General features: G+C 57.9%; 11 protein-coding genes. 3 read left to right on the top strand and 8 right to left on the bottom strand.

What is annotated here, in order from left to right; all coding sequences use genetic code 11:
- Positions 1-135: 135 nt before the first annotated feature.
- A complete protein-coding gene (gene purL, locus ACWKXX_RS05765; RefSeq protein ID WP_023295163.1) occupies positions 136-4,023 on the bottom strand; it encodes a phosphoribosylformylglycinamidine synthase in 3,888 nt (1,295 codons plus the stop codon).
- A 267-nt stretch (positions 4,024-4,290) separates the two neighbouring features.
- Between purL and mltF the strand changes: the two genes are divergently transcribed.
- Positions 4,291-5,841 carry a membrane-bound lytic murein transglycosylase MltF gene (mltF, locus tag ACWKXX_RS05760; protein WP_017692908.1) on the top strand — a complete coding sequence of 517 codons (1,551 nt, stop codon included), beginning with the start codon at positions 4,291-4,293 and terminating at the stop codon, positions 5,839-5,841.
- On the opposite strand, the gene tadA is transcribed toward mltF, so the two are convergent.
- The 4 genes from tadA to murQ are packed head-to-tail and all read right to left on the bottom strand — an operon-like array spanning position 5,729 to position 9,202.
- A complete protein-coding gene (gene tadA, locus ACWKXX_RS05755; protein ID WP_023304227.1) occupies positions 5,729-6,268 on the bottom strand; it encodes a tRNA adenosine(34) deaminase TadA in 540 nt (179 codons plus the stop codon). The genes mltF and tadA overlap by 113 nt on opposite strands.
- 24 nt (positions 6,269-6,292) lie before the next feature.
- Positions 6,293-6,928: a phosphatidylglycerophosphatase C gene (yfhb, locus tag ACWKXX_RS05750; protein WP_017383550.1), complete on the bottom strand. Its 636-nt coding sequence runs from the start codon at positions 6,926-6,928 to the stop codon at positions 6,293-6,295.
- A 3-nt stretch (positions 6,929-6,931) separates the two neighbouring features.
- Complete coding sequence (locus ACWKXX_RS05745) at positions 6,932-8,296, bottom strand: PTS transporter subunit EIIC (protein ID WP_015572146.1); 1,365 nt, start codon at positions 8,294-8,296, stop codon at positions 6,932-6,934.
- A gap of 9 nt (positions 8,297-8,305) precedes the next feature.
- The gene (gene murQ / locus ACWKXX_RS05740; protein ID WP_015572145.1) at positions 8,306-9,202 is read right to left on the bottom strand and encodes an N-acetylmuramic acid 6-phosphate etherase; all 897 of its coding nucleotides are present in this window, start codon (positions 9,200-9,202) and stop codon (positions 8,306-8,308) included.
- Positions 9,203-9,320: 118 nt separating this feature from the next.
- On the opposite strand from murQ, the gene ACWKXX_RS05735 reads away from it, so the two are divergent.
- The gene (locus ACWKXX_RS05735) at positions 9,321-10,169 is read left to right on the top strand and encodes a MurR/RpiR family transcriptional regulator (protein WP_261666071.1); all 849 of its coding nucleotides are present in this window, start codon (positions 9,321-9,323) and stop codon (positions 10,167-10,169) included.
- A gap of 56 nt (positions 10,170-10,225) precedes the next feature.
- Positions 10,226-10,486: a YfhL family 4Fe-4S dicluster ferredoxin gene (locus ACWKXX_RS05730; RefSeq protein ID WP_003860704.1), complete on the top strand. Its 261-nt coding sequence runs from the start codon at positions 10,226-10,228 to the stop codon at positions 10,484-10,486.
- Here ACWKXX_RS05730 and acpS read toward each other — a convergent pair.
- The 3 genes from acpS to recO form a co-directional block, all read right to left on the bottom strand.
- Positions 10,483-10,863: a holo-ACP synthase gene (gene acpS / locus ACWKXX_RS05725; RefSeq protein ID WP_015572144.1), complete on the bottom strand. Its 381-nt coding sequence runs from the start codon at positions 10,861-10,863 to the stop codon at positions 10,483-10,485. The two genes, ACWKXX_RS05730 and acpS, sit on opposite strands and share 4 nt — an antisense overlap.
- Positions 10,863-11,594, bottom strand: a complete 732-nt coding sequence (gene pdxJ / locus ACWKXX_RS05720; protein WP_047062471.1) for a pyridoxine 5'-phosphate synthase — start codon at positions 11,592-11,594, stop codon at positions 10,863-10,865. The genes acpS and pdxJ overlap by 1 nt, the downstream gene beginning before the upstream one ends.
- A gap of 75 nt (positions 11,595-11,669) precedes the next feature.
- A complete protein-coding gene (gene recO, locus ACWKXX_RS05715; RefSeq protein WP_015572142.1) occupies positions 11,670-12,377 on the bottom strand; it encodes a DNA repair protein RecO in 708 nt (235 codons plus the stop codon).
- Positions 12,378-12,389 lie beyond the last annotated feature (12 nt).

The raw sequence follows: 12,389 nt of genomic DNA, 5'->3' as shown, positions 1-12,389 counted from the left end.
GATATATATAAATCAATAAGTTAAATGTCTCTTATTGGAGACACTCAACCCAGAGGATTGTCGCGATTTTGCGACAGGTACAAAAAAGCCCGGTGGCGCTCGCGCTTACCGGGCCTACAGTCAGGGCGTTGAAACTTAACCCAGTTGTTTACGCGCGTTGCGGAAAATTCGCATCCACGGGCTGTCCTCGCCCCAGTTTTCCGGGTGCCAGGAGTTGCTCACGGTACGGAAGACACGCTCCGGGTGCGGCATCATGATCGTCACCCGACCGCTTTCGCTGGTGACCGCGGTAATGCCATTTGCCGAACCGTTCGGGTTAGCCGGATAGGTTTCGGTGACCTTGCCGAAGTTATCAACAAAGCGCAGCGCCACCAGTCCTTTGCTTTCAAGCTGAGCCAGGTGCGCCGCATCACGCACTTCAACCTGACCTTCACCGTGCGAAACCGCGATTGGCATCTGTGAACCGACCATTCCCTGCAACAGCAGAGACGGGCTTTGGGTCACTTCTACCAGGCTGAAGCGCGCTTCGAAGCGGTCAGACTGGTTACGCACAAAGCGCGGCCAGGCTTCGCTGCCCGGGATCAGCTCGCGCAGGTTAGACATCATCTGACAGCCGTTACACACGCCCAGCGCCAGCGTCTGCGGACGATGGAAGAAGGTTTCGAACTCGTCACGCACGCGGCTGTTGAACAGGATGGACTTCGCCCAACCTTCGCCCGCGCCCAGGACGTCGCCGTAGGAGAAACCGCCGCAGGCGACCAGCGCCTGGAAATCATCCAGCCCGGTACGCCCGGCCAGCAGGTCGCTCATGTGGACGTCGATGGCGTCAAAGCCCGCCCGGTGGAAGGCCGCCGCCATCTCAACGTGGGAGTTAACGCCCTGCTCGCGCAGCACGGCTACTTTCGGACGCGCACCGGTCGCAATGTACGGCGCGGCAATGTCTTCGTTAATGTCGAAGCTGAGCTTCACGTTCAGGCCAGGATCGTTGTCGTTCGCCTTCGCGTTGTGTTCCTGATCGGCGCATTCCGGATTGTCACGCAGGCGCTGCATCTGCCAGGTGGTTTCCGCCCACCACATACGCAGCGTGGTGCGGCTTTCGCTGAACACCGCGTGGCCGTCGGCTTCAATCACGAAGCGGTCGCCCTGCACCGCTTTACCGAGATAGTGTACGCAGTCTGCCAGACCGTGCTGCGCCAGAATCGCTTCCACCGCGTCGCGATCTGCGGCGCGTACCTGAATGACCGCGCCAAGCTCTTCGTTAAACAGCGCCGCCAGGCGGTCTTCGCCAAGCGTGGCAATGTTTGCTTCAACGCCGCAGTGACCGGTGAAGGCCATCTCTGCCAGCGTCACCAGCAGGCCACCATCGGAACGGTCGTGGTAGGCCAGCAGCTTACGCTGCGCCACCAGCGCCTGAATTGCGTCGTAGAAGCCTTTCAGCTGAGCGACGTCGCGCACGTCGGCTGGCTTATCGCCGAGCTGGCGGTAAACCTGCGCCAGCGCGGTGGCGCCCAGTGCGTTATGGCCTTTGCCGAGGTCAATCAACAGCAGGGCGTTATCTTCAGTGGAAAGCTGCGGCGTAACGGTATGACGCACGTCTTCCACGCGCGCAAACGCGGTGATCACCAGCGACAGCGGAGAGGTCATCTCGCGCTGCTCGTTACCTTCCTGCCAGCGGGTTTTCATCGACATGGAGTCTTTACCCACCGGAATGGTCAGGCCGAGCGCAGGACACAGCTCTTCACCCACCGCTTTCACCGCTTCGTACAGGCCGGCATCTTCGCCCGGGTGACCGGCAGCGGCCATCCAGTTCGCGGAAAGTTTGATGCGTTTGATATCGCCAATCTGCGTCGCGGCGATGTTGGTCAGCGCTTCACCGACCGCCAGACGGGCAGAAGCGGCGAAGTCCAGCAGCGCCACTGGTGTGCGTTCGCCCAGCGCCATCGCTTCGCCGTAGTAGCTGTCGAGGCTCGCGGTGGTCACAGCGCAGTTAGCGACCGGGATCTGCCACGGGCCGACCATCTGATCGCGCGACACCATACCGGTCACGGTACGGTCGCCGATGGTCACCAGGAAGGTTTTCTCTGCCACGGCAGGCAGGTGCAGCACGCGGTTAACCGCTTCTGCCACGGTGATGCCCTGGCGATCCAGCGCTTTGCCCGCCGCTTTGCGAGTCTGCACGTCGCGGGTCATCTTCGGCGTTTTGCCGAGCAGCACGTCCAGCGGCAGATCGATCGGCTGGTTGTCAAAGTGGGTGTCGCTTAAGGAAAGGTGCTGCTCTTCGGTCGCTTCACCGATGACCGCATACGGCGCGCGCTCGCGGCGGCACAGCTCGTCAAACAGCGGCAGCTGATCGGCGGCAACCGCCAGCACGTAGCGCTCCTGGGATTCGTTACACCAGATTTCCAGCGGGCTCATGCCCGGCTCATCGCTCAGGATATCGCGCAGGTTGAAGCGTCCGCCGCGACCGCCGTCGCTCACCAGCTCAGGCATGGCGTTAGAGAGTCCACCCGCGCCCACGTCGTGGATGAACAGAATCGGGTTGGCATCGCCGAGCTGCCAGCAGCGGTCGATCACTTCCTGACAACGGCGCTCCATTTCCGGATTGTCGCGCTGCACGGACGCGAAGTCGAGATCCGCATCAGACTGACCGGAAGCCATAGACGAGGCTGCCCCGCCGCCCAGACCGATGTTCATTGCCGGGCCGCCGAGTACAATCAGCTTCGCGCCGACGACGATCTCGCCTTTCTGCACGTGATCGGCGCGAATGTTGCCGATCCCGCCCGCCAGCATGATCGGTTTGTGGTAGCCGCGCAGCTCTTCGCCGTTGTGGCTGTCCACTTTCTCTTCGTAGGTACGGAAGTAACCGTTCAGCGCCGGACGACCAAATTCGTTGTTGAACGCCGCGCCGCCCAGCGGGCCTTCGGTCATGATATCCAGCGCGGTGACAATGCGCTCTGGCTTGCCGAAGTCTTCTTCCCACGGCTGCTCAAAGCCCGGAATACGCAGGTTGGAAACGGAGAAACCGACCAGACCCGCTTTTGGTTTCGCGCCGCGACCGGTCGCACCTTCGTCACGGATTTCACCGCCGGAGCCGGTCGCCGCCCCCGGCCACGGAGAAATGGCCGTCGGGTGGTTGTGGGTTTCCACTTTCATCAGGATATGCGCAGGCTCCTGGTGGAAGTCATAGCGCCCTGCTTCACGGTCGGCGAAGAAGCGGCCCACCTCGGAACCTTCCATCACCGCGGCGTTGTCTTTATAAGCAGACAGCACATGATCAGGGGTTTGCTCCATGGTGTTTTTGATCATTTTGAACAGCGACTTCGGCTGCTGTTCGCCGTCGATAATCCAGTCGGCGTTGAAAATCTTGTGGCGGCAGTGCTCGGAGTTGGCCTGCGCGAACATATACAGTTCGATGTCGTTCGGGTTGCGATTCAGCTTAACGAATGCATCCTGAAGGTAGTCGATTTCATCTTCTGCGAGCGCCAGACCAAGACGCAGGTTTGCGTCGATCAACGCCTGACGCCCCTGCCCAAGCAGATCCACGCTCTGTACTGGCGCAGGCTGATGGTGGGAGAACAGTTTCTGCGCATCATCCAGAGAATCAAACACGCTCTCCATCATGCGGTCGTGCAGCTCTGCGGCAACCACCTGCCACTGCGCGTCGCTCAGGGTTGACGCTTCCACATAGTACGCCACACCGCGCTCCAGACGGTTAATCTGGCTCAGGCCGCAGTTGTGAGCGATGTCGGTGGCTTTGGAAGACCAGGGGGAGATGGTGCCAGGGCGTGGCGTGGCGAGGATTAATTTGCCGGTCGGCGTATGGCTGCTCAGGCTTGGGCCATATTTAAGCAGGCGTTCCAGCTGTACGCGCTCCTCTGCATTCAGGGGGGCGTTCAGGTCAGCAAAATGGACATACTCAGCGTAAATATTGCTTACCGGAAGGTCGGCCGCCTGAAAACGTGCCAGCAGTTTGTTAATACGGAAGGCAGACAGTGCAGGCGAACCACGCAGAATTTCCATCATAAGTCTCTCGTCTTCGAAGCGCCGGGGCGCTTACAGTGTGCGCAAGGGGGGAAAACGGGCGTCATTATAGAGAATCCTGAGCGCCGACGAAACCGTTTGCGTCGAAATAAAATCATCCTTTATGTTTAACAATAGATGTGACCTGTCTCTCTAATTGGTTGCCAACTGGCGCTACTTTGCGCAAAATGCCGCTCAATCAATGGCAAACTCTACTCTTAACATGACTACAGCACACTGAGGCAACCGGCGTCGCAGAGAATTAACTAATTGAAAAAATTAAAGATTAATTATCTGCTCATCGGCATTGTTACGTTGCTGCTGGCAGTGGCCCTCTGGCCGTCTATTCCCTGGTTCGGCAAGGCCGAAAACCGTATCGCCGCCATTCAGGAGCGGGGGGAGTTGCGCGTCAGTACCCTCTCCTCCCCGCTTATTTACGACGATATCAACGGTAAAACTATCGGTCTTGATTACGAACTGGCACAGCTGTTTGCGGACTATCTGGGCGTGAAGCTGAAAGTTACCGTGCGGCAGAACATCAACCAGCTGTTTGATGATTTGGACCATGACCGTGCCGATATTCTCGCCGCAGGTCTGGTGTACAACAGCGAACGCAGCAAAAACTATCAGCCGGGCCCGACCTATTACTCCGTGTCGCAGCAGGTGGTTTATCGTGTGGGTAGCCTGCGCCCGCGCTCACTGGCCGACATCACCGACCAGCAATTGACCATTGCGCCAGGCCATGTGGTGATTGACGATCTGCGGGCGTTGAAAGAGAAAAAATACCCGAACCTCAGCTGGACGGTCGATCCTAAACTCGGCACGACCGAATTACTGGAGCAGGTAAAAGATAAAAAGCTGGCCTATACCATTGCTGATTCGGTGGCGATCAGCCTTTTCCAGCGCGTTCATCCTGAAATTGCCGTGGCGCTGGATGTGACCGACGAACAGCCGGTGACCTGGTTTACCCAGCTGGACGACGATCAAACCGTCTCTGCGGCTATGCTCGATTTCTTTAATTCCATCAATGAAGACGGCACCCTGGCGCGCCTGGAAGAGAAATATCTCGGTCACGGAGACGATTTTGATTACGTTGACACCCGCACCTTCCTGCGCGCGGTGGACAGCGTGCTGCCGGATCTGCAACCGCTGTTTGAGAAGTACGCCCAGGAGATTGACTGGAAGCTGCTGGCGGCGATTTCCTACCAGGAATCGCACTGGGATGCTCAGGCCACCTCCCCCACGGGCGTGCGCGGGTTGATGATGCTGACCAAAAATACCGCCCAGAGCCTCGGCATCAGCGACCGGACCGATGCGGAACAGAGCATCAGCGGCGGCGCGCAGTATTTACAGGATATGATGGCGAAAGTGCCGGAGACGGTCCCGGAAGGGGAGCGGATCTGGTTTGCGCTGGCCGCCTATAACATGGGTTATGCGCACATGCTCGACGCGCGGGCGCTGACGGCGAAAACCAAAGGTAACCCGGACAGCTGGTCAGATGTAAAACAGCGCCTGCCGCTGCTTAGCCAGAAACAGTGGTACCAGAAGCTGACGTACGGCTATGCGCGCGGGCATGAAGCGTATGCCTACGTGGAAAATATTCGTAAGTACCAGATAAGCCTGGTGGGATATCTGCTGGAGAAAGAAAAAGAGGCGGCCGAGGCGCAACAGCTGGCTGAAAGCTATCCGGTGGTCGCACCGGACGAGCTTAATCATCCTGCGGTTTCAATTCTGCCTTTTGTTGCTTTTTCTGCTGCCGACGCATTCGAAAAAAGTCACTTAACAGACCCGAACATTCTGGTGCAAGTACCCCGCCGATAGTTTTCACCTGGTGGTTCATCCCCGGATGCCCAAATACGTCCATCAGTGAACCAGCAGCGCCCGTCTTTTCATCCCGCGCGCCAAACACCAGCGTACCGATTCGGCTGTGCACCATCGCCCCGGAGCACATTACGCACGGCTCAAGGGTGACATACAGGGTGGTATCAAGCAGACGATAGTTTTGCAGCACCAGTCCGCCCTGACGCAGCGCCATAATTTCAGCATGCGCGGTAGGATCGTGACGGCCAATCGGACGGTTCCACCCTTCCCCAATCACCTGGTTGTTATGAACCAGCACCGCGCCCACGGGCACTTCGCCCTCGTCCCAGGCGCGTTGAGCCAGCGCCAGCGCGTGACGCATCCAGTATTCATGATTGTGTTCAGGGTTGGACAAGGGTTGATACTCCAGTCGAAAAGCGGGCGGCATTATACACAGCCGGTACAGATAAGACTATTCGAGTTGCTGAAGTTCGCCCAGAGGCGTGACGCGCCAGCGGTGCTGGCAAAAATAGAGCAGCGGGTTGTCCTGCTTGCTGTCGCTGTAGCCGCTGTACAGACGCAGCGGCGTACCGATGCGTTTCTCCAGCTGCACCACTTTTTCATGTCCGAGGCAGCGCATAGTCAGCACCCAGCCGCCGTAGCCGCGCGCGATTTGTGTCGCGATAAGATTCACGCGCGGCAGCCAGGGCGTATCAAAATAGACATGCTCCACCAGCGTCTGCGGGGAGCCGGTAATCAGCCAGATATCGGCATCGTTGGCGTCGAGATAGCTGGTCAGGCGCGCCTGTACCACGGGAAACGCGGCGACGTGCCCGCGAAACCAGTGCGCAAAATCCTGTTCGAGCTGCTTAAGGCGCGCTTCGCTATGACCAAACGTGCATCCCCAGAGCAGCAGGCTCATCGGCCAGCGCGCTGCACGGCCTTTCACCAGCAGCGCGATACCAATAACGGGTAACAGGGGTAATACCAGCAACGCGTTAAGGGGCTGGCGCCGCAGCAGGTAGCGCATAAAGGTGCCGAACATATCCTGCTGATGCAGCGTTCCATCCAGATCAAAAAAGACAACGCGACGCTCGTGACTGGCCAAACCTTACTCCTCTGGGTCGTTGAATCCTAACAGCCAGGTAAACAGGAACCCGGCGATCACCGCTACCAGATAGCCTAACAGATAGAGCATCACTTTTCCGGTCACGATGGTTAATGCCAGCGGTAAACCGGAGATCCCGAAGGTAATGACGGTCGCCACTTTCCAGTAGCTGATTAACGCCCCGCCCACCGCGCCACCGAGACAGGCGGCCAGGAACGGCTTACCCAGTGGCAAGGTCACGCCGAAAATCAACGGTTCGCCGATACCGAGTAACCCGACCGGCAGCGCCCCTTTAATGACCTTTTTCAGACGCGCGTTGCGGGTTTTCATCAGCACCGCGATGGCCGCGCCGACCTGCCCAACGCCCGCCATCGACAGGATCGGCAGCAGTGCGTTATAGCCGTGCGCCTGTACCAGTTCGACGTGGATCGGCACCAGCCCCTGATGCAGACCGGTCAGCACTAACGGCAGGAAGGTCCCGGACAGCACGGCCCCCACCAGCAGCCCGCCGCGATCGATCGCCAGAGACGCGCCGTGGGCGATGGCTTCAGAGATCGCGCCGCCTAACGGTTGTAGCGCCACAATCGCCACGCTCCCGGTAATCAATGTGGTCAGCAGCGGGTTGAGGATCAGCTCAATCGAGCCTGGCAGCAACGCGCGCAGCTTTTTCTCGATCCAGCACATCAGAATGACCACCAGCAGCACGGCAATCACCCCACCTCGGCCAGGCTGAAGCGCCTCGCCAAACAGCGTAATCTGCGCCAGCTGCGGGCTGGAGAGGATACCCGCCATTACGCCGCCCATCGCCAGCGAGCCGCCGAACACTTTGGCCGTGTTTACCCCCACCAGAATGTTCATGATGGCAAACACCGCGCTGCCGAAAATCGCCAGAATACCCAGCAGGTTCGGATACTGGGTGGCGAAATTCCCGACAATATCCGGACGCTTGAGGATATTGATAATCCCAGTGATCAGCCCCGATGCGATAAACGCCGGGATCAGAGGAATAAAGACGTTTGCCAGCTGGCGCAGCGCATCGCTCATGGGGGCTTTGTATTTGGCTTTCGCCTGCGCTTTGGTGCGTTCCGCGTCGTCAAAGGCGGGAGCCGTTTCACTGCCCGTCATCAGGGCGCGCATGGCATCAACCACCTGCGCCGCTTTGCCCGGACCGACAATCAGCTGGTGCTGTTGCCCCTGTTTAACGTACCCGCTCACGCCGGGGAGCTGCTTCAGGCGCGTTAAATCAAGCTTTTCGTCGTTGTGCACCTCGACGCGTACACGCGTCATGCAGTTTTCCAGACGCTGAATATTTTTTTCCCCACCGATCCCAAGCAGGATGTCGCTGGCGAGCGCTGCTGTTTTGTCCATACACGCCTCTTATTGGTGTTCTAATGCCGCCCGTAAAAACCCGTGATGGGCTTCGAGCCTGGCTCTGGCCGCGGCTGCATCCAGCCCGGTTAATATCATCAGAATGGCGGGTTTAACGTCGTAATCGGTCTGTTTGAGTACCGCTTCCGCCTCTTCCCGACCTGCCCCTGTCGCCTCTATCACCATGCGGCAGGCTCTGTCCACCAGCTTGACGTTGGTGGCCTGCATATCCACCATCAGGTTTTGGTAGACCTTGCCGAATTTCACCATCGCGCCGGTGGAGATCATATTGAGCACCAGCTTCTGCGCGGTTCCCGATTTCAGGCGCGTGGAGCCAGTGAGCGCTTCCGGCCCGACGACCGGAGAGATGGCAATGGCAGCCACCTGCGCAATCGGCGAACCCGGGTTACAGGAGATGGCCACCGTGGTACATCCCGTCTGTCTTGCGTATTCCAGCCCACCAATGACGTACGGCGTACGACCAGAAGCCGCCAGCCCGACGACCAGATCCTGCGCGGTCAGGTTCAGCGCCCTGAGATCGTCTTCCCCAAGCTGTTTATTGTCTTCTGCCCCTTCCACCGCTTTCAGCAGCGCGCCGGGGCCACCGGCAATCAGGCCAACGACCAGACCATGCGGAACGCCAAAGGTCGGGGGACACTCTGAGGCATCCAGCACACCGAGGCGCCCACTGGTACCCGCCCCCATGTAAATAATGCGTCCTCCTGCTTTCAGAGCGTCGGCAGCGGCGTCTACGGCTTTCGCCACCTCGGGCAATGTCTCTTTGACTGCCAGCGCGACGAGGGTATCCTGTTGATTAAAGCGGTTTACCAGCTCCAGCGTGGACAGTGCATCAAGATCCATGGTTTGCGGGTTACGCGTTTCAGAAACAAGAGAGCCTAGATTCATGTTATTTACCTCTGGAATTTTTAATTCATAATAAACGCACTATAATGGAATATAAAATTCATTCAGGCGAGCAAAATTCGTATTTGCGCGGGTAATCACATTTTCGCCAGGAGACCGTATGAACTGTTTAATTCGTATTCGCCAGCGCTACGCAGGGTTTGCCCAGAGTGACAAAAAGCTGGCGGATTATTTACTTTCCCAGCCCGATCGCGCGCGACACCTCAGCTCCCAGCAGCTGGCAGGCGAAGCCGGGGTGAGCCAGTCGAGCGTGGTGAAATTTGCCCAGAAGATAGGCTATAAAGGCTTTCCGGCGCTAAAACTGGCGATCAGTGAAGCACTGGTAAGCAACCCTAATCCGCAGTCAATGCCGGTGCATAACCAGATCCGCGGCGACGATCCGATGCGTCTGGTCGGCGAAAAGCTGATCAAAGAGAACGTGGCGGCAATGCATGCCACGCTGGATGTGAACACGGAAGAGAAGCTGCTGGAAAGTGTAGCCATGCTTCGCGACGCGCGGCGTATTGTATTGACCGGGATCGGCGCCTCCGGACTGGTTGCGCGTAACTTTGGCTGGAAGCTGACAAAAATCGGCTATAACGCCATCGTTGAACAGGATATGCACGCGCTGCTGGCGACCGTGCAGGCCATGGATCCTGACGATTTACTGCTGGCCATCTCCTATTCCGGCGAGCGCCGTGAAATTAATATGGCTACCGACGAAGCCCTGCGCGTAGGAGGAAAAATTCTGGCGATTACTGGCTTCAGCCCGAATGCGCTCCAGCAGCGGGCCACCCGCTGTCTGTATACCATCGCCGAGGAACAGGACACTCGCAGTGCGGCGATTTCGTCGACGAGTGCGCAGATGATGCTGACGGACCTGCTGTTTATGGCGCTGGTTCAGCAGGATCTGGAGCGTGCGCCAGAGCGTATTCGTCACAGCGAAGAGCTGGTAAAAAAACTGGTCTGAACAACGAATGAGCGTATAATGCCCGCCCTGTTTGTGATGTTTCTGAGAATTTCCTGATGGCGCTGTTAATCACCAAAAAATGCATCAACTGCGATATGTGCGAACCCGAATGCCCGAACGAGGCGATTTCGATGGGCGACAGCATTTATGAGATTAACAGCGACCGCTGCACCGAATGCATCGGCCACTATGAGACGCCGACCTGCCAGAAGGTGTGCCCCATTCCCAATACGATCTTAAAAGATCCGGCACACGTCGAGAACGAAGAACAGCTGTGGGATAAGTTTGTCCTGATGCACCATGCGGACAAAATTTAACTTTCGATAATCACCGTCGCACAGGCGTAGTGGCGTTCATCGGCAAGCGTTACGTGCATGTGCGCCACGCCCAGCTTTTCCGCCAGCTTAAGCGCCTCGCCCCATAAACGCAGACGTGGCTTACCCAGCTCATCGTTAAACACTTCAAACTGGTTAAACGCCAGGCCGTTACGAATGCCCGTGCCGAACGCTTTCGCCGCCGCCTCTTTTACCGCGAAACGCTTTGCCAGAAAGCGCACCGGCTGTTGATGCGCCTCCCAGATAGCCCATTCGTTATCGCTCAGCACGCGTCTTGCGAGGCGATCGCCGCTCCGGGCGATCACCGCTTCAATGCGGGCTATTTCAACGATGTCGGTGCCTAAGCCCAGAATAGCCATTACTGACGCGCTTCCAGCATCAGGCGCTTCATCTCGGAAACCGCTTCTTTCAGACCGCTCATCACCGCGCGGCCAATGATGGCGTGGCCGATGTTCAGCTCGTGCATTTCCGGCAGGGCAGCGATGGCTTTTACGTTGTGATAGGTCAGGCCGTGACCGGCGTTAACCTTCAGTCCCAGGCTCGCGGCGTAGGTTGCCGCTTTGGCGATTCGCTCCAGCTCTTTCGCCTGCGCTGCATCGTTTTCGGCATCGGCATAGCAGCCGGTGTGAATTTCAATATACGGCGCACCCACGTCGGCAGCGGCTTTAATCTGGGTGAAATCGGCGTCGATAAACAGAGAAACCAGGATACCGGCATCCGCCAGGCGTTTGCAGGCATCGCGCATTTTGTCGAGCTGCCCGGCCACATCCAGACCGCCTTCGGTGGTCACTTCCTGACGCTTTTCCGGCACCAGGCAGCAGAAATGCGGTTTAGTCTCGCAGGCAATGGTCAGCATCTCTTCGGTGACCGCCATCTCCAGATTCATGCGGGTGTCCAGCGTCTGACGCAGGATGCGCACGTCCCGGTCGGTGATGTGGCGACGATCTTCACGCAGGTGAACGGTAATGCCGTCGGCGCCAGCCTGCTCAGCGATAAACGCCGCCTGAACCGGATCGGGATACGCGGTACCGCGTGCATTACGTAACGTGGCGATGTGATCGATGTTGACGCCTAACAGTAATTCAGCCATGACAATCCTCGGTATTTTTGTTCATTTACCTTCTCCCTCTCCCTCCGGGAGAGGGAGAAGGTGAGGGGTAAAACATTAGCGTTTCGGCATAAACTGCCTGAATAATTCGCGGCTCTTTAAAGGTTTGCCCCCAAGATACGGCTTGAGCGCAATTCGGGTAAAGCGTTTTGCCGCACGCAGGGTGTCGGCGTCCGGGAACTCGCGTTCATACAGTGCTCTGAGCTGGCGCCCGGTAAAGGTGCTGTTATCGACGACGACACTGGCAATAAAGCCCTTTTCCTCACGATAGCGATAGGTCATGGTATCTTCTACCTCGTCGCCGCTTCCCGCACAGTGCAGAAAATCAACGCCGTAACCAAGGTGTCCGAGCAGCGCCAGTTCGAAACGACGCAGCACAGGCTCAGGGGTGCCGGTTGCGCCAGCAAGTGCCTGAATACAGTGCAGGTAATCAAAGAAAAGTTCAGAGAAGCGGGTCTCATGTTCAAGAACCCGTGAGATGAGTTCGTTAACATACAAACCGCTGTAGAGCGTGATACCAGAAAGAGGAAGCGCCAGGGAGACGGCTTCAGCACTGCGCAGGGTTTTGACTTCCCCTCGCCCGCCAAAGCGGACCAGCAGCGGGGTGAAAGGCTGCAAGGCACCTTTCAGATTAGAACGTCTGGAACGTGCGCCTTTGGCAACAAGGCGCACGCGACCGGACTCTTCCGTGAAGACGTCCAGCATCAGGCTGGTTTCGCTCCAGGGACGACTATGCAGGACAAAGGCGCGCTGCCATCCATCCATATGCTCGTCGTC

Source organism: Enterobacter sp. UPMP2061, from assembly GCF_053709615.1.
The sequence above is the reverse complement of the archived record's forward strand: the minus strand, read 5'-3'. Positions and strand labels throughout refer to the sequence as shown.